Here is a 17488-nt window from a genome sequence, read left to right as displayed (position 1 = left end):
TTACCACCTTAAAAATCTTCTAGTGCATAGACTCTTTCTTTTTAATCAATACGCGCCAGCCACGTTGTTCCAAGACAATGTTTAACAAGCCAAAAGGTAAGGTCGTACGAATCACGTCTTTCAAAAGATAGCGTTTGGGTTGAAATAATCGATTTAATACCTTATAGTGATTTATGCTAGGATTTTCTCTGTGCATCATCTGAAAAAAATCCACTAAGCGCTGAAGCTCATCTGGTTTGAATGCCCCCAGCGCTTCGATTTCTTTTAACGATGGATCGCTAGCGATCAGATCGCCAAAGAGGGATACAAAGGAGAGATAAAGCTCCTTTGCTCGCTGTGGCTCTCTTTTTAAGCTATGTACAAGCGTCTCTCGCCAACTTTCACCGATAAAGCTACCTAAAGAGAGCATACCAAGATTCATATAATTACAATACTGGATAAAATGCGCTTGTCGATGTGTTTGTTGTAGATTGATAATTTGCGCCATAAAACGGTTGATATGCGCATCAAAATTGGCAGGATAACCGCTGGCTAAAATACTGCCAAAGCGCTTGCGATAGGTGTAGTGGGGTGCTCTTAATGCGAGAAATCCTTGCGCTAACCCCGTCATGTTAATTAAAAACATATCTTCAAAGAGCGTTTTCTCTAAAAAATGCACACCAATACGTTGCCAAAACGAGCGTTTAAACCACCGATGCCAGGCATAGCCGTCTAAGGGAGAGTGCGGTTGTTCCACCTTATTCAATCGTAATTTATATTGCAGTAACGCTAAAGGATCCCTAAACAGTTCTTTGCTTCGAACTTCGTGTAAAACCAGCTCTTTGTATCCATCGGGATAGAGATTGACAGCACCAAAGCCGACCATTTCAGGAAAATGCGCATGCGTAAGCTCCTTCACAATCTCCTCCACGCTGGTTAAAGAGAAGATATAGTCATCACTATCGATAAACCAAACATACTCGCCGGTGGCAGCGCATACACCACTATTACGCGCACCGCCCAACCCCTTATTTACCTCATGACGAATAATTTTAATACGGCTATCTTTGTTAGCATACTCACAGGCGATGGCATAAGAGTTGTCTGGTGAGCAATCATCCACCAAGATAATCTCTAAATCACGATACGTTTGATGCACAATCGAATCTAAACAATCGCGTAAATAAGCCTCCACATTATAAAACGGTACAATCAATGATATGCGCATGCCTACTCCCTTCTTATCTTTAATGACTTATTGTAGCATATCTTGATGCTTTTGTCTTGGAACCTCAAGGCAAATTTAGGAGAAAGGATTGCTTTTTTTACTGACATGGAGTATACTATTTAGGATGAAAAAAGTTCTCACCTACGGAACATTCGATCTCTTCCATTATGGCCACATGCAACTACTAAACCGCGCAAAACAGTTGGGCGATCATCTTACGGTGGGGCTCTCTAGCGATAGGTTTAATCAAGAAAAAGGAAAAACCACCGTTCATCCCTATGCCTTACGCTACGAATTTCTCTCACAAATTAAGTATATCGATGCGATTCTTTGTGAAGAGTCGTGGGAGCAGAAAATAGACGATATCCAGAAAAACGCCATTGATATTTTTGTCATGGGCGATGATTGGCAAGGGAAATTTGATTTTCTGCAAGCCTATTGTCAGGTTATCTACCTGCCCCGCACGCCCGATGTGAGTAGCACCCAGCTCAAAAATTTACTCTAACCGTTTTCGCTTTACCTCCGCTAAATAACGCTCTTTGATCGCTTGCACAATCTTCTGCGCAGCGCCCTCTTCGTAGATAGCCGCACGGTTACGTTGCATCAGTGCCAGCTTTTCATCTTTTTCCCCATGCATAAAAGAGAGAATCTTCTCCTTGGCTTGAGGAAAAGTAGGGTAGGCGTGCACCGCCTCAATCATGGTATTGCCAAAGTTGGTAAAGGGCCAGTGATCGGCGCGTTCGATAAAAATAATCGGCTTTTGCATCAATTGATACTCCATCAGCCAACTAATCCCGTCGGTAATCAACAAATCACTGGCATGGAAAATGCCTCCATAGCTCGACTCCTGATGGATAGCGGTATTAGGCAACGCCTGCCACTCTGCAAAAAAGCGACGCACTTTAGTCTGGGTGGCAACCGAAGTAACGCTCTCAATACGTTCCATAAAATGCGGATGGGCGGCTAAAACAATTTCTACACGCTCCTGTTGTGCCTGAGCAAACGCTAAAAAATCTTGATAATTTTCTAGAAAAGTACCAAATTGTAACCAAGTCCAATTCTCAGAAATAGAGTTGTGGGGCGACCAAATCATACGAAATTTACGCGCACCACTCTCGATAGGCCAAGAAGCACGGCTTTTAACAATCGATTCAAACTTAGGGTAACCCACCGGATAAAAAGGATTCTCGACAGAGGCATATATATTTTCGTTATTTTCTGCCAATAACCATTGTGGCTTAAAAACCAGCCAAGATGCTCGCATCATCTCCATTTTCCAGTAATCCACAGTTTCAAACTGAACAATAGACAAAGCATAGGGGATATAACAAATACGAGCAAATTGTAAATTATAAGGACGATAAATATCTGGATAGGCATCTTGCCAAGGATATTGGCGAACAATGACATGAAGTTTTAATGTTTTAAGATAATTCAAATCTGCAGTTTGATTACCAAGAATAAAGTACTCTATGCCTAAAGCCTCTATCGCTCTTTGATTATCCTCAAGACATGTAACACCTCGCTCATCATCAGCAACGACTGCCACTATCACCGTAAAATCATCATCGTCTTTCATCATACGATAAACAGCATCTAAGGCATTCCAAACCCGCATGTCATACACTAAAAAGAGCACGCGCAGGGGAAGTCCAAAGGTGTTAGCCTCGCGTAATAAAAGATCGCTGGCGTTCTTTAACATCTGATCTCGACGCTCAAGCACCTCTTCCAGTTGAGATATCCCTAACATGGAGCGCAAGCGATTTTTTATTTTATCTTTTAGCTTTTGAAGCATCGGGCATTCTCCTCATAGACGCTGTTATTAAGTATAATCTTTTTGCATCAAAAAAACAAGCCGATACTTAGTACAATGTTGTACTAACGCTTATTGATTCGTTGGATTATGCGCACCAGCCCGTAGGGAAGGAGCATTTTTATCAATTTTTTTCCACTCCATCTACGACAATAACCATAAATACAATAAAGATTACGCGCATATTGATATTTCTTCTGCGTTGATATCTCTTTCTGGAAACTCCTCAAAAGCACTTCTAATGATAAATTATCTACAGGCCAAGCCATAATAGAACTAGGTAATGAATCGAGGCTTAAAAGCGCTGGCTCTTTTCCTAATAACGCCCGCATATCATCATATATTCCTACCAATATATGATGTGGATTACTATTTTCATTCAATATATTAGGAATATACCACATAATATATCGCTGAATCACCATCATCTCTGGGACAAACCGAGGCAGGTCTCTTGGTTTCCACCATTGCTCATAGTATGCTATCACTTGTTGCCCCACTCGATTAAGATGATCTAAATAGTTATCGGGTTTTTTCCCAGTAATGGTACTATCAGGACGATTAATATAATCATAATATACACCGTGCACAATCAATATTCGTTTTGCAAGGGGTAGCCACATCGCACTAATCACATCCTCATGATAGGTGTTTTCTAAAAAGTAGCAATGATGATCTAATAAAAATTGTCGCCGATATAACTTATTACACACGCTATAATCAAGATTTTTTGCATCATCTTGCACCACAAAAACCCGATGCATATAATAGTGCCAGTACTCTTCAGGATCTTCAAACAGCCGTTGAACATCAGCAAACCCCCGAGTAATACCTTCTTTATTGACTCTTTGTACACCAAAGTGTAATACCTCTGGGTAGTCGTTGGTTTGTGCCAACTCCACTAAATCTTGCACCGCATGGCGTGTGGTGATACCATCATCGCTATCAATATACCAAATATACTCACCCGTTGCCACCTTTAATCCAGTGTTCCGCGCACCACCTTGGCGAAGATTCATTTCATGACGGATAATCTTAATACGATCATCTTTTTGCGCATACTCTTTGGCAATCTCGATGCTATTATCGGGAGAACAGTCATCAATGAGTAGAATCTCTAGATTTCGATACGTTTGATGCACAATCGAATCTAAGCATGCTCTAAAGTATCGCTCTACATTGTAAAACGGCACAATAATGGATATCAACATACGCTATTTTTTACTCCAAATATTAGTACAACGCTGTACTAACGAGATTTTATGATTTGAATCAATCGTACTACACCATAGGGCATAAGCATTTTAACCATCTTTTTAAGCTTTTTAGATTTTACTGTTATCACATTGTCTATTAATTGAACTTTTGTACGTTTAGCTACAGCACTATCTTGAAAACTTCTAAACACTGCCTGCCACTGCATTTGATCCCCGATACGCCGTGGCCAAGGATTCAGCTCCTCAAGGCCAATCCTATAAGACAATTGCTCTTTGAAAAAATCATACATCTCAACCAACCACTGTTCGTATGCCGGTATACTCAAAGAGGCTTTCAATCTTCTTGTATTATATCGCAAATGATGCATTAATACAACTGGAACAATCATCTCACTCCTTTCGTACTCAGTCAAGTAGCTATCATGAATTTCCCATAACTGCTGGGCAAGACGTTCGAAATTCTCTACATAATTCGCAGCAATACCGCTACTCATCGTACTACCTTCTCGCTGATAGTAATCATAGAAAACATAAGGCAGTTGTGTTACCCGCTCGGCTAAAGGGAGTAAGCCTAACATGGGAATGTCTTCATACAATGTATGCTCTAAAAATTTAAAATGATACTTTTCTAAAAAAGAGCGTTTAAACAATTTCATCCATGGTGATGGACTAAGCCAGGTATAATCATGCACACCATGCAATATGTTATTCATATAAACTGTATAAAAAGGATTTTCTTTGTTAAAGACATACTCTCTATTATACGTATAATCCCCGTAAAGACACTCTTTTTTATGGTCTGAAAATTTACCCTGGGCTCCAAATAATATAACATCACTTTCATCACGCCTTGCAACCTGTACCAAGTGTTCCACTGCATAGGGTGTAGCTATCTCATCATCACTATCAATAAACCAAATATACTCGCCACTAGCCACCTTTAATCCAGTGTTCCGCGCACCACCTTGACGAAGATTTTTTTCATGACGGATAATCTTAATACGATCATCTTTTTCTGCATACTCCCTAGCAATAGCTAAGGAGTTATCTGGTGAGCAGTCATCAATCAGCAGAATTTCTAGGGTTGTATACGTTTGATGTACAATCGAAGCTAAGCACGCTCTAAAGTATCGCTCTACATTGTAAAACGGTATAATAATAGATACTAACATCCCCTAATTTACTCCTTAATCTCGTTCGTACAACGTTGTACTAACGAGATTTTATAATTTGAATCAATCGCACTACACCATAGGGCAAGAGCATTTTAATCATCTTTCTAGGCGATAGAAGGATTCGCCAATAACTACGCCTCTGCTCTTGATGAACCATTGACTGCTCTTGATGAACCATTGGCTGCTCCATCTCTAATCCTACTTTTTGCGCATATTTACTAAAAAATGGCGTTATTGGATGATTACTAAATTGAGCTTTCCACGGGCGCACTCCAGCAAAATGAATAATTTGAATTGTGTCATAGATCACTCCGTCACATGTAACAAGAGAATCAGTAACTCCTTTCCAAACAATTTGATTCAAATCAAGGTATTCATCACTGAAAGCATTCTCTAGTAAATGATCTTCAGGATTATACAATACGCGAATATTATAGGACGTAGGCAAATGACAAATGGCATCTTTATGCTCTATAATGGTAAGATAATTAATAATGTCTTGATCTGGGAATAGTTGATCTGGAGGTAAATATTGATTATTATACGAAATATGAGGAGCAAACAAAAGCTGTTCGGCATTAATCTGTATCTCTTTTATCATTTCAAGTGCGCGCTCAAGGAGATGTTTCTCTCGCCAAAAATCTAAATTCATCAAGAGGACACCAGAATTTATTTGATTTAAACTCATAATCTCTTTGCGATCTACCGATGATATCTCCCCCTTTAAAAGCAAGGTTAAACGATAGAGACCTCGCATAAGTGTAGGATACTGGGCCAAGTGCGCCGTATCCAAGCTAGCAGCAATTGCCTTATTTTGCATATCAATGGAGGCTAAATGGCTCAAATCTGCCCTTACGATAATATCAGCATCTAAATAAAGTATTCGATCATGCATGGGCAAGTATTTTGGCAAATAGAGACGAAAAAACATCTCTAAACTCCAAATTGATAAATGATTCTCTGGGAAGTGATTAAGTGCCTGATAGTCATCCTCACGAATATCTAAAAATGTTAGGTTATGCTGATCGTATAATTGCACTAACGACATCAGTTTCTGACGATTAGATACAGATAAATGATAATTTAGAATATAACACTCATAACGCGTACCCTTATGACAATTACCAAACAATGAATCCAACACAATCATCGCCATTTTTGTATAGTTGTTATCAATAGCTAGTGCGACAGCTAATGTACCTTTCCTCATAATTTACCTGCTCTCCTTGCTTTTTTGTATTTGAATAAATCGAACCATCCCGTAGGGCAACAACATTTTTGATATTTTTTTTATAACAAAAAATATCTGCAGTCTTTTGTTTTCATCCTTAACCATCGGACTAACAAAAGAATATGATTTAATATTTTCTATATATTCAATTTTTTTCTTATCAGAACATTCCTGATCAAAGCTTTGAAAGAGGCGCTCCCAAGCAACGTCATTACCTAATAAACTTGGCCAAGGATTAAAGTCCTTAAAAGAAATATCTGGATATAACTCTTTTTTAAGAAAACTATAGGTCTTTAATGCATACATCTTCCATTCTTCATCTGTTAAGACAGAATCCATTTGTCTTAAACTGTAAATCAACGTAGGAAGAAAAAAAGCTAAAACCAAGGTATTATCTTTAAGTTTTTTATCTAAAAAAAGAGTATATATTTTTCTCATATGCTCTAAAATAGCATGAAAATGATTCAAAAAACTAGATGGAGGCTTGATATGAGAACTACTACCCTCACGCTGATAATAATTATAGTAAACATACGGCACAACTGTGACAGTTCTCGCCAAAGGAAATAATATTAAAGAAGATATGTCTTCATAAAGAGTGTTTTCTAAAAAAGTAAAATGATATTCCTCTAAAAAAGAACGTCGAAATAGTTTATTCCAAACTTCAGGACCAAAATAGCCAAACTTACGCTTATTATAATACAAAAAATCAAAAATTACTGGATAAAACAAATTTTTATCATTAAAGACACGCTCTTCCACTCCAGAATAAAAATGATTAAGGGCTTTAAGTATCCCATCTTCATTCAGAGACTGAGCGTTAAATATAACCATATCCGATCTATCGCGTTGTGCTATTGCAACCAAATGTTCTACAGCGTAAGGAGATGCAATACTATCATCGCTGTCAATAAACCAAATATACTCGCCTTTAGCTACGACCATGCCACTATTTCGCCCGCCACCTTGCCGAAGATTTGTTTTATGCTCAATAATTTTAATACGAACATCTTTTTGCGCATATTCTTTAGCTATCGTTAAACAACTATCAGGAGAACAGTCATCTACTAAAATAATCTCCAAATTTTGATAACTTTGACGAATAATTGAATCTAAACATCGCCTAAAATACAGTTCTACCCCATAAAAAGGTACAATAATCGATACTAGCATGAACTATTTTCTCTCCTTGCTTTTTTGTATTTGAATAAATCGTATTATTCCGTGCGGTAGCAACATTTTAATGACTTTTCTTAATCTTCGAAAAACTTTACTCCAACTAAACTGACGCGCAATTAGTTCTTGTTCCAAACGTTCTTGCTCCAAACGTTCTTGTTCCAAACGTTCTTGTTCCAAACGTTCTTGCTCCAAACGTTCTTGCTCCAAACGTTCTTGTTCCAAACGTTCTTGTTCCAAACGTTCTTGTTCCAAACGTTCTTGCTCCAAACGTTCTTGTTCCAAACGTTCTTGCTCCAAACGTTCTTGCTCCAAACGTTCTTGCTCCAAACGTTCTTGTTCCAAACGTTCTTGTTCCAAATGTTCTTGTTCCAAACGTTCTTGCTCCAAACGTGGGTAAAAAAGAATATGGACTATACGTCTTTTCTCTATATCAGAAATATCTTCCGTAAAACTCTTAAATAAATCTTGCCAAAATTCAGAGTAACCAATAACCAATGGCCAAGACTCAAAATTCTTTAATACTAAGCGAGCTAATAAATATTTCTTTAAAAAATCATATATACGTAAGTAATAAAATGCCCGCTCACTTTCAGTCAACAAGGGAGCAATACGAGGAATATTGTAGAGCAGTGTTGGCATAAAAAGAGCTACAACAAAAACATTATCTTCCTGCTTAGTAAAAAGATATTTATCACTAATTTCCCACATATCGTCGAATATACGAGCAAAATGATCCAAGTAATCAGATGGTGGTTGACTATGCATGGTACTACCTTCACGTTGGTAATAATTATAATAAACATAGGGCGATACACTAACTTTTTTAGCCAAAGGAAAAAGTATTAAAGATGGAATATCTTGATGCACAGTATGCTCTAAAAATAAAAAATTATGTTGCTTTAAAAAATGGACTCGAAATAATTTACTCCAAACTTCAGGACCAAAATATCCATATTCACGTTTCGCATGATATAAAGTCTTCGATAAGGCTGTATAGAAAGAATTTTTTTCATTAAAAATTTGCTCATGTGCATATGAGTAAAAATGATATAATGGGTGTAAAATGCCATCTTCAGTCAAAGATTGAGCATTAAACAAAATGATATCGCTATCATCACGCTGGGCAATAGAAACCAAGTGCTCTACAGCATAAGGCGTAGCAATTGCATCGTCGCTATCAATAAACCAAAGATACTCGCCCTTAGCAACTGCCATACCACTGTTCCGCGCACCACCGACATGCAGCGATTTCTCATGCTCAATGATTTGAATACGCGAATCTTTTTGTGCATATTCACGGGCAATATCGATGCTATTATCAGGGGAACAGTCATTAATCAAGATGATTTCTAAATTTTGATAACTTTGATTAATGATGGAGTCTAAACAACGCCGAAAGTAGGGCTCTACATTGTAAAAGGGCACAATAATGGATACGAGCATAAGTCTACCTACCTCCTTCCGAGAATAATATCCCTATTATAGCATATGTAAGAAGAAAAAACAAGGCAGCATGGCTATTGATTTTTATATATTAATCAAGTAAAATAAGCTATCATGAAGCAACAAATCAAATCTCTATTTAAAAAAATCTTACCAGCAAAACTGCGCCAAACATTGCGTAGCATCCAACATTGTCCTAGAAATTATAGAACTCGTAATTTTGCAGCTCTGCCTACATGGCTTCATTATCATGTTGCCAAAAAAGTAGTACCTGCTAAGCTACTAAGTCGGAAATACTTTCACTTTACCGCCGTTACTAGCTTGCAACGATATCATGCAAATTTTGGGCGATACCCCGATTTTACGCACCCAACTTTATTTAGCGAAAAGGTGCTGAAGTGTATCCACACCACCTGCCAAAGTAGCTCGCTATATCCGTTGCTCGCCGATAAGTATCGGGTACGAGCCTATGTTAGGAAACTCCTAGGTAGCGAGGAGAACCTTATCCCCCTTATTGATGACTTTGCCAGTGCGCAAGCGTTTGTCGATGCCTATATCGCTAACCCCGATAAATATACCAACAGCGTGGTTAAAGTCAACCATGGTTATGCGCAAAATTTCTTCATAGGCAATCAAGCGTTAAATAATTTAGAGCTAGAGACGCTAAAAGAGACATTAGAACGATGGATGCAACGTCCACATACAGGTAGCTATGAAAGGCACTATGCCAGAATAACCCCACACATCACCGAAGAAAAACGACTAGGCAATCGCGAGACCTTAATTGAATTACAAATTCCACATGCTTAAACAACGCCGAAAGTAAGGCTCTACATCATAAAATGGTACAATAATCGATACTTTCAATATACTACTTTCCTTCTATAGGAATATTATTCGAATTTTAGTATACCATAAAAAGGAAAAAAAGTCTTAAAGATTAGCTCTAAATAGACACATTTTTAAACGTCTTATTCCATGCTTACCAAGAACGACATTAATCCCTACATAGAAAGAAGTAGCCTCTAAACCCAACAGGAAAGTATCCACCTGTACCTCAAAAACTAGTGGTAGTACTCCCGTACGGTTTTTAGGTGATCGCCATACATTTTAGCGATGCTGGCATGCTCTTTCCACTGCTCAAATATCTGTAAGTCGTCTAGGGGTTGGCGCTGGATGAGTTTGGCTAGGTAGTGATTCACATTCTCGACGAATTCCGGATAATCGCGTAAGACGAAATTTCTATCCCAAAAGCTGCGCCAATTCTCTTGGGTAATAAAGAGCACTTGATTATCAGGTTTAATGCTTGTCATCAAGGCAGGATAGCCAAAGGAGAGCGCCTCACCGATGACCTGTCCCACGCCAGCGATGCATAAGAATTTACCGATATTGGCTTTAAGGTAATCTTCTACCACAATGTAGCCAATAAAACGGATCTCATGATTAGGGTAGCGTGCTTTAATCTTCTGCACGATCGCCTGTGGCTCATCGCCTACTATGTGACCTGAGATATAAATGGTGCAACTGCTTTGGCTAAGCGCATCTAAGAGGTTGAAGAGCGAAGCCTCTTTATCTTGGGCGATGCGGCTAACCAGCAAGATGTTATTCTCCCCTTCCTTGGGCGTTTGATAGATATTCTCCACCACATAGGGATGACGATACTGCACAATGGGACAGGCAACATGCCCCAAGAGATCGTTATATACGCTTTGGGAGTAGACATAAATGCGATCCACGGCTTGGGTTTTTAGCCGTTCAATTAGCGCCAAAAAGGCTAGACCTGAGTGTAAAAAGACCGAGATCTGACTTTGGGGGGCAAGGCTTTTTAGTAAAGAGATGTTGATGGCTGGCATATTTTGTGCATCATGTACCTCTATCCAGCGGATATCATGAGTCAAAACAGTTTTGATAAGAACAGCATCTATCGACTCTTCTGTAAAAAAAAGCATGCTAAGCTCTTGCATATTGAATAATTTGGTCGACTCACTGTAGTGAACAGGCGAAAGTAAAATGATGTGAAAGTCCTTGCTAAAAAAGAGAATGCGTTTGTAGAGAAATTCTTGAAGCCCACCAGAATGTCCATATTGAGCGATGAATACTATTTTGGGTTTAGGAGAAGTGATAGCAGCTACTTGATTTAAGAAGAGTTGATAGTGAAGTTTCGATAGGGATCGAAGCATTGCGTGCTGGTCCCCAGCCACGCCTACGATGCTCTGATCAAGGGCGTTTGCATGCTGTTGTATAGAATCCAGCCGATAGCCAAGAGAGGCTCCATGTTGTTCCAGAGAATCCAAACGATACCCAAGAGAGGCTTCATGCTGTTGTATAGAGGCTAGTTCTTCTTGAATCGCCTTTACTCTATGGGGTAATTTCTTAAGATTAACCAGAAATCCCTTTAATCGGCGAAAAAATTCTCTTTTCACGGCTTCTTTTTCTCCTGTAACATGATGGTAGCGCAGGTTGATTATACCATAAATGGCAGCTATCTGTCTATAGTTATATTTTTTATATCAATTAATGAAAATTAAACAAAATAAAATATTTATTATGTTTAATTTAACCACGCCCAAAATAGATCCCAAAAAACCATATACGCAAACGTCTTTGGCGCGCGCTGTGCTATGCTCTTGCTAGATAAGGGGAATACAATGAAACCGGGCTATAATGGGCAGGCTTGAGCTGGGCGGTAGGAGCAGGCTATGTACCCGAGTGAGAAGAGATTGCAAGCAACTAGGCAATGGCGAGGCTTTAATTGATTACAAATTCCACATGTTTAAACAACCTGATGGCTCTTTTCAATATATGTTTTATCTTAATGATGATTTAAATATAGGCTATCAGGGAAATCAAAATATTTATCGTTATCAATTATTTGTTAATCAGCTTAATCAGCCAACCAAACTCGCAAGCCATGCAAATTTTGATGCTAAAGTACATCAACATCAATTACCAGCTCTTAATCAAATGCTTGATTTTTCAAAAAAACTAATGACAGAACTTGATTATGCCCGTATTGATTGGTACTATATAGATGGCAAGATTTATTTTGGTGAGATCACCCTTACGCCATCGGCTGGAGCTAATTTTCGATACGGAGAACAGCTGGATAAAGAGCTTGGTGCCATGTGGCACTACAATCCTTCCTCTCATTAGCCCATGCCGTAGTACACAAAACCGTTTTTACGCAAAACGTTAGCGTCTAAGGCATTGCGGGCATCAAAGATAAACTTGGTGGGCATTGTCTTAGTAAGCGTGGCGTAGTCGGCGTGGATAAATTCCTCCCAGGCGGTAAGCATGATAATGGCATCGACCCCGTTAAGCGCATCTTGTAGATTGCTTGCGTAGTGCAGGGTAGGGCTGGCTTTAAAACTCTTTTGAAAGTTGGGCATCGCGATAGGGTCGTAGAGATTGAGGCTAGCCTGACGCCCGAGGAGTTCGCGCACCAAATAGAGGGCAGGGGTCTCACGCACATCGTCGGTGTCGGGCTTAAAGGCTAAGCCCAAGAGGGCGATACGTTTATCGTGTAACGATCCCAAGGCTTGCGTAATCTTGCTCATCAGGCGATCGCGCTGACGGGCATTAATCTGGAGCGTCTCGCGTAATAGACCAAGGTTCAAGCCCAGCTCCTCGCCCGTACGGATAAAGGCTTGCACATCTTTAGGAAAACAGCTACCCCCAAAGCCAATGCCTGCCTGCAGAAATTGCGCACCAATGCGCCTATCCAGTCCGATACCTTGAGTAACCTCACCGACATCTGCACCCACGCGCTCGCTGACTTCGGCAAGCATATTGGCATAGCTTATCTTCATCGCTAAAAAGCTATTGGCCGCCTGTTTGATGAGCTCGGCACTGGCAACCTGCGTAAAGAGGAGGGGAGCGCCTTGCTCGGTAAAGGGGCGATAAAGCTCGCTAAATAACCCATGCGCCCAACTGCTGGATGCGCCAACCACAATACGATCGGGGTGCATAAAGTCGTACAGGGCTTTACCTTCGCGCAAGAATTCGGGGTTACTCGCAACTTCATAAAGATCAAGATCACCACCGATTGCCTCAATCCACTGGAGGATCAGCGTGTGCGTACCCACTGGAACGGTAGATTTCTCGATAATGATCTTCTTCTCTTTGCCATGATTATGCGTAACAATCGCATCGACCACACTCTTTACATAAGTAAGGTTAGCATTACCGTCGCTGTTGGTGGGCGTTCCCACACAAATCATCTGTAGGGGACTGTGCGCCACGCCCAATTCCACATCAGTAGAGGCATGAAGACGCTTGGCAGATAAAACCTCCTGTAGCATCTGAGTGAGATTTTCCTCATAAATCGGACTGATGGCTTGCATAATTTGTGCAACTTTATAGCTATCTACATCTAAAAGTAAGACATCATGCCCCACCTTTGCCAAAGCCACCGCGCCAATCAACCCCACATAGCCTGCGCCATAAATGGTTATCTTCATGCTTTACCTCCCTTACAAGATCGTCCTCTCTAGTATAGCTAAATTAAAGTAAAAAGACAAGAAGACATTAGTACAACGTTGTACTAACAATCATTTAGATAAAGAGGGCGGCGGCACGCATTGACACAGTCGAGCTTTTTATATTATTATGTAAGAAATGGTACGATATTGGAAGATATTACTTCTCTTTATGCTCTCTCCCCTTAGCCTTAGTGCGCAAGTGCTACCCACCTCTGCCGGCGACTGGCTTAATGCGTTGTTAAAAGCCGAGAGCAAGGAGAATCCGAGTCTCTTTAATCCTATCGAAAAAGAGCTTAGTGCATATTTGGATGCTTGGAAGAAAAAATTGGCTATTTTGCCTCAACTGCGCGATCAACAAGCCGAACTGATGGCGCTTAGTGCCGAACTTAAAGGCAAGGATATCACCATGCTTGAGTATCTGCTCATGCAGGAGACCTTTACATTTCTTGGCGTACACGATGCCTATGAGCCAACCATGTGGCTCTTGGATGCCTCCAAAAAAGCGCAAAAATCTAGCAAAGACCAAACCAATCCCTTTAATACGCTCTCCCTTAATAGCCTTACAGGCGAGAATGCAATACTCTCTAGTGGGGTAGGGCTACTCAACAAGGCACAGAGCATCAACAAGATGGGGCATGTGGAGCGCGTCTTACGCCTTTTGGCGGCGCTCAATAAGTTGCCGGAGAGTCAACAAGAGAACCTCCTTAGCCTCTACTTTGGTGCTGAAAAGAGTAAGCGCATTCTTCCTTTGGTTAAGATTGGCGACAAAGTGATTGCCCAATACGACAAGTTCAAACATCTCCAGAGCATGCAACAAGCGCTTGGCGAACTGGTTACTATCAGCAACCTCAAGAGCTTTTATAGTGCTAGCGCCTATCAGTCGCTCTTGGAGAGTGGCTTTGGGAAAAATACGGTTAAGGCGCTCTCCTTACCATCAGGTGATGAAAACATGGGGATGATCCTCGCGGTGATGGCTGGCACCCTACAACACAAGAGCGATGTGAATAAAATTCAGCAAAGTCTTACAAAAGTTTATCTGCACCCTAAGGTGGTGCCCTTATTACTCGAAATCAGTCATGAGATGCGTGGTCTGATGAAAATTGGTTAGCATTTGACATTAATCATAAAATTTGCTACTCTTAAGAAGGTAGCGTCAAATAGAAGGAGTCAAGTATGAAACGTTTACTAATTATTAGCTCTGTATTGCTCACAGGTTCGCTAGTCTTAGCGCAAAGCAACCTCATGCAGAGCGTGCTTAAAGAGCAGAGTAAGAGCATGGTACAGAGCGTGCTATCGGGGCACAGTAGCCAAGACAAACGCGTAACCAAGTGGGTTAAGTCGCTAGACAAAGAGTTTAAAGATGTGCGTGCGATGCAAGTAAACCACCAAGGTTTGGTGGAGCTTAATGCACAGGCCAAAGAGCTTAACGTGGAGCTAAGCGAGCTCTTAATTGATATCGAAATTTATCAAGCTCTTGGTCTTAAAAATGCACAAGGAGCTACCCTACAAGCATTACGCGTGATCAATACCGAGGCGATTAAAGAGCAAGTGGAAGAGCATCGTGATGATTATCTTGCACGTCGCACGCAATTGCGCCCACAGGTTGCCGGTGAGTTGAGTTTGCTAGATATTCATCTCTTTACACTCATGGAGATGGAGAAGATCGACAAGAAGAATCGCGCTCAATATGTAGGTCTTACCTATGGAACAGCGTTGAGTAAAGATCTGACCAAAGTCGTTGCCAAAATTCAAGACTATAGCAAGCGTCGAGCAAAAGTAGACATGAAAGCCATTGCCCGCAATGTAGAAGCTGCGCAAAAACCCTACTTCAGCAACGAGCGCATCTTCCAAGAGACCATCCATAACGTCTTTGGGGATATTCCGCAACTGGTGGGATTACAGGCGACCCAACCACTGGGCATGGTCGTTCTGCTACTGGCATTAGATGTAGAATACCCTAATAACCCACAACAGATGGAGAGTGCTTTAAACCAAATCTACGCACATCCACAAGTGGTAGAGGCGCTCATGCAACAGAAGAGCAAGAGTATTCAAGGCATGCAGGCGTTGCACAACCAGCTACAAGGCAACAAGTAGCGCATCGTTAGCCCTAATGTGCGACTCCGTTGCGGAGTCGCCTTTTTAAAAGTACGGAGATTAATAAAAATGAAATATTTTTTTATGAGCATTTTATTTATTGCTTATACAACAAATGCCTTTTCTCTCAGTCGTACGCAAGCAATTGAAGATGTTACCCTGCTCCTAGAGAGTTCGTATGCACTCAAACACGACAGCAAAAAGAGAGAGTATCAAGCCTTAGCCCAATGGGAGAAGAATCTCACCAAAGAGCTAGGCTACGTAAAAAAGATGCAAGGCAAGGGTATTCAAAGCGACAAAGCTAGCTACGACCAACTCCTCTCTCAAGCTTATGGCCATAAAGAGGTGGTAGCCTGGCAGACCAAAGGCATTTATGTCTCAATGGACAGCCCAATGGGTATCGTGGTCTTACTGGTCGCGATAAAATTGATTTACCCAGAAAATCGCCAACTTGCCACCGAAAGCCTCAATCGCGTCTACAAGCACCAAGCCGTGGCAAGCAATCTCTACCAAGAGCAAAACCGTCTCATCCAAGAGATGGAAAAGACGATTGAGCCTTTGAAAAAAGATAAAATCGCTTGACAAAGATTACATCAATGCATTATTATATAACGTATAAAACAACATTTTTAAAGGAGTAAACAATGAGACAATTTTGGTTAGCCAGTTTCCTGCTAATCGTCCTATTACCCATCAGCTATGCGCAATCTCTCACGCAAGAGAGCGGACATAACTATACCCATGCCATTTTTACCGCGACAAAGGAGAATCAACAAGCAAAAAGTGCTGGCAGAAAAGTTCTCTTTCCTGAAGCCCAGAAGCTTCTCGATGCTACCCAAAAAGAGTATAAAACTATCGGGGCATTAAGCGCAAGCCATACCGATATTCTTGAAGCTATCGATCTGGCTAAAGGCAATGAAGTTACCCCAGAGACCTACTTTCTTACCGTCAGCGTCTTTGAGCAAATGGGTGTTAATGATGCGCTCTTTGGGCTTAACTTTATTGTCAATAAATTCGCCCTCTACGACTATCAACTCAATCAACAATTTAGTCGTAATCAGCGTTGGCAAGACAACAACAAGGCGCTCCTAGGCAAAAGCTACGAGCACACCTACATGGACAAGGTTATTCTCTATCTCATTCTTATTGACTTTTATCCTGACGTACGTAAAGATGCAATGCGCAACATCTTTAAAGGCGAAAATGCTAAGTTAGTGGCCGCGATGGCTAAAGTCGCACCTCGCTTTCATGGTGCCTCGATTGAGATCCGTAAAAGCGAAAAGACTAAAACCCGCATTCAACAGCTTCTCGATTTAAGCAAGCAAGAGAGTGCGTTTAATCAAGAGCTCTATGTAAACTTTCTTGAGCGTGCTTTTGGTGGCGAGGCAATCGCCCAGTGGCAAGAGGCGAATCAGATTAGCCCGATTGATGAAAGTGCCGGACAGCTAGCCTTATCTCTGGCGGTTATGGTCCTGCATCCCGATCATCGTGCCGAGCAGATTGCCGCCTATCAAGCCATTTATGCCAACGAAGAGGCCGCGCAAGAGGCGCAAAGAGCCCAATCCAAACTGCTTAAAGCTGTTAGTGGATTTTTCGCTAAATTTGAAAAGAATAAAAATCGCTAATCATGCCTAACCTAAAACGC

16 protein-coding genes are annotated in these 17488 nt (G+C 40.8%); 7 read left to right on the top strand and 9 right to left on the bottom strand.

The genetic code is table 11. The features are described from left to right. Positions 1-19: 19 nt before the first annotated feature. Complete coding sequence (locus tag PVA46_RS07950; RefSeq protein ID WP_167696397.1) at positions 20-1207, bottom strand: glycosyltransferase family 2 protein; 1188 nt, start codon at positions 1205-1207, stop codon at positions 20-22. 124 nt (positions 1208-1331) lie between these two features. Between PVA46_RS07950 and PVA46_RS07945 the strand changes: the two genes are divergently transcribed. Then, positions 1332-1712, top strand: a complete 381-nt coding sequence (locus PVA46_RS07945; protein ID WP_167696396.1) for an adenylyltransferase/cytidyltransferase family protein — start codon at positions 1332-1334, stop codon at positions 1710-1712. Here PVA46_RS07945 and PVA46_RS07940 read toward each other — a convergent pair. The 6 genes from PVA46_RS07940 to PVA46_RS07915 all read right to left on the bottom strand — a co-directional run bounded on the left by PVA46_RS07940 (position 1704) and on the right by PVA46_RS07915 (position 9265). Further along, positions 1704-3002, bottom strand: coding sequence for a hypothetical protein (locus PVA46_RS07940; RefSeq protein WP_167696394.1), 1299 nt, complete (start codon positions 3000-3002; stop codon positions 1704-1706). The two genes, PVA46_RS07945 and PVA46_RS07940, sit on opposite strands and share 9 nt — an antisense overlap. An 83-nt stretch (positions 3003-3085) precedes the next feature. Next, positions 3086-4231 (bottom strand): glycosyltransferase family 2 protein, encoded by a 1146-nt coding sequence (locus PVA46_RS07935; RefSeq protein ID WP_167696392.1) that lies wholly within the window; start codon positions 4229-4231, stop codon positions 3086-3088. 38 nt (positions 4232-4269) lie between these two features. After that, positions 4270-5409 carry a glycosyltransferase family 2 protein gene (locus tag PVA46_RS07930; protein ID WP_167696390.1) on the bottom strand — a complete coding sequence of 380 codons (1140 nt, stop codon included), beginning with the start codon at positions 5407-5409 and terminating at the stop codon, positions 4270-4272. 40 nt (positions 5410-5449) lie between these two features. Continuing rightward, complete coding sequence (locus PVA46_RS07925) at positions 5450-6622, bottom strand: glycosyltransferase family 8 protein (RefSeq protein ID WP_167696388.1); 1173 nt, start codon at positions 6620-6622, stop codon at positions 5450-5452. Positions 6623-6625: 3 nt separating this feature from the next. Continuing rightward, complete coding sequence (locus PVA46_RS07920) at positions 6626-7816, bottom strand: glycosyltransferase family 2 protein (protein WP_167696386.1); 1191 nt, start codon at positions 7814-7816, stop codon at positions 6626-6628. Positions 7817-7819: 3 nt separating this feature from the next. Continuing rightward, complete coding sequence (locus tag PVA46_RS07915; protein WP_167696384.1) at positions 7820-9265, bottom strand: glycosyltransferase family 2 protein; 1446 nt, start codon at positions 9263-9265, stop codon at positions 7820-7822. Positions 9266-9379: 114 nt separating this feature from the next. Here PVA46_RS07915 and PVA46_RS07910 point away from each other — a divergent pair, with 114 nt between their 5' ends. After that, the gene (locus PVA46_RS07910) at positions 9380-10075 is read left to right on the top strand and encodes a hypothetical protein (protein WP_167696382.1); all 696 of its coding nucleotides are present in this window, start codon (positions 9380-9382) and stop codon (positions 10073-10075) included. A gap of 254 nt (positions 10076-10329) precedes the next feature. On the opposite strand, the gene PVA46_RS07905 is transcribed toward PVA46_RS07910, so the two are convergent. Beyond that, entirely contained in the window at positions 10330-11688 is a 1359-nt protein-coding gene (locus tag PVA46_RS07905) for a hypothetical protein (protein ID WP_167696380.1), read from the bottom strand. Positions 11689-11929: 241 nt separating this feature from the next. On the opposite strand from PVA46_RS07905, the gene PVA46_RS07900 reads away from it, so the two are divergent. Continuing rightward, entirely contained in the window at positions 11930-12418 is a 489-nt protein-coding gene (locus PVA46_RS07900; protein ID WP_167696379.1) for an ATP-grasp fold amidoligase family protein, read from the top strand. On the opposite strand, the gene PVA46_RS07895 is transcribed toward PVA46_RS07900, so the two are convergent. Then, the gene (locus PVA46_RS07895; protein ID WP_167696377.1) at positions 12415-13725 is read right to left on the bottom strand and encodes a UDP-glucose dehydrogenase family protein; all 1311 of its coding nucleotides are present in this window, start codon (positions 13723-13725) and stop codon (positions 12415-12417) included. The two genes, PVA46_RS07900 and PVA46_RS07895, sit on opposite strands and share 4 nt — an antisense overlap. A gap of 157 nt (positions 13726-13882) precedes the next feature. Here PVA46_RS07895 and PVA46_RS07890 point away from each other — a divergent pair, with 157 nt between their 5' ends. From PVA46_RS07890 to PVA46_RS07875, 4 genes are all read left to right on the top strand, one after another. Continuing rightward, positions 13883-14854 carry a hypothetical protein gene (locus PVA46_RS07890; RefSeq protein WP_167696376.1) on the top strand — a complete coding sequence of 324 codons (972 nt, stop codon included), beginning with the start codon at positions 13883-13885 and terminating at the stop codon, positions 14852-14854. Positions 14855-14919: 65 nt separating this feature from the next. Then, entirely contained in the window at positions 14920-15843 is a 924-nt protein-coding gene (locus tag PVA46_RS07885) for a hypothetical protein (protein ID WP_167696374.1), read from the top strand. Between the two features lie 69 nt (positions 15844-15912). Continuing rightward, positions 15913-16425, top strand: a complete 513-nt coding sequence (locus tag PVA46_RS07880) for a hypothetical protein (protein WP_167696371.1) — start codon at positions 15913-15915, stop codon at positions 16423-16425. 62 nt (positions 16426-16487) lie between these two features. Continuing rightward, positions 16488-17468 carry a hypothetical protein gene (locus PVA46_RS07875; protein ID WP_167696369.1) on the top strand — a complete coding sequence of 327 codons (981 nt, stop codon included), beginning with the start codon at positions 16488-16490 and terminating at the stop codon, positions 17466-17468. Positions 17469-17488 lie beyond the last annotated feature (20 nt).

The organism is Entomospira culicis, assembly GCF_028748145.1.
Classification (GTDB): Bacteria; Spirochaetota; Spirochaetia; order WRBN01; family WRBN01; genus Entomospira; species Entomospira culicis.
This window is presented reverse-complemented; position numbering and strand designations above follow the sequence as displayed.

What these genes read in the sequence shown, in the direction of transcription:
- PVA46_RS07925 (WP_167696388.1), bottom strand. Translation starts at nt 6,622, where the DNA reads ATGAGGAAAGGTACATTAGCTGTCGCACTAGCTATTGATAACAACTAT.
- PVA46_RS07950 (WP_167696397.1), bottom strand. Translation starts at nt 1,207, where the DNA reads ATGCGCATATCATTGATTGTACCGTTTTATAATGTGGAGGCTTATTTA.
- PVA46_RS07885 (WP_167696374.1), top strand. Translation starts at nt 14,920, where the DNA reads ATGAAACGTTTACTAATTATTAGCTCTGTATTGCTCACAGGTTCGCTA.
- PVA46_RS07875 (WP_167696369.1), top strand. Translation starts at nt 16,488, where the DNA reads ATGAGACAATTTTGGTTAGCCAGTTTCCTGCTAATCGTCCTATTACCC.
- PVA46_RS07900 (WP_167696379.1), top strand. Translation starts at nt 11,930, where the DNA reads ATGGGCAGGCTTGAGCTGGGCGGTAGGAGCAGGCTATGTACCCGAGTG.
- PVA46_RS07935 (WP_167696392.1), bottom strand. Translation starts at nt 4,231, where the DNA reads ATGTTGATATCCATTATTGTGCCGTTTTACAATGTAGAGCGATACTTT.
- PVA46_RS07910 (WP_167696382.1), top strand. Translation starts at nt 9,380, where the DNA reads ATGAAGCAACAAATCAAATCTCTATTTAAAAAAATCTTACCAGCAAAA.
- PVA46_RS07890 (WP_167696376.1), top strand. Translation starts at nt 13,883, where the DNA reads ATGGTACGATATTGGAAGATATTACTTCTCTTTATGCTCTCTCCCCTT.
- PVA46_RS07880 (WP_167696371.1), top strand. Translation starts at nt 15,913, where the DNA reads ATGAAATATTTTTTTATGAGCATTTTATTTATTGCTTATACAACAAAT.
- PVA46_RS07940 (WP_167696394.1), bottom strand. Translation starts at nt 3,002, where the DNA reads ATGCTTCAAAAGCTAAAAGATAAAATAAAAAATCGCTTGCGCTCCATG.
- PVA46_RS07895 (WP_167696377.1), bottom strand. Translation starts at nt 13,725, where the DNA reads ATGAAGATAACCATTTATGGCGCAGGCTATGTGGGGTTGATTGGCGCG.
- PVA46_RS07930 (WP_167696390.1), bottom strand. Translation starts at nt 5,409, where the DNA reads ATGTTAGTATCTATTATTATACCGTTTTACAATGTAGAGCGATACTTT.
- PVA46_RS07920 (WP_167696386.1), bottom strand. Translation starts at nt 7,816, where the DNA reads ATGCTAGTATCGATTATTGTACCTTTTTATGGGGTAGAACTGTATTTT.
- PVA46_RS07915 (WP_167696384.1), bottom strand. Translation starts at nt 9,265, where the DNA reads ATGCTCGTATCCATTATTGTGCCCTTTTACAATGTAGAGCCCTACTTT.
- PVA46_RS07945 (WP_167696396.1), top strand. Translation starts at nt 1,332, where the DNA reads ATGAAAAAAGTTCTCACCTACGGAACATTCGATCTCTTCCATTATGGC.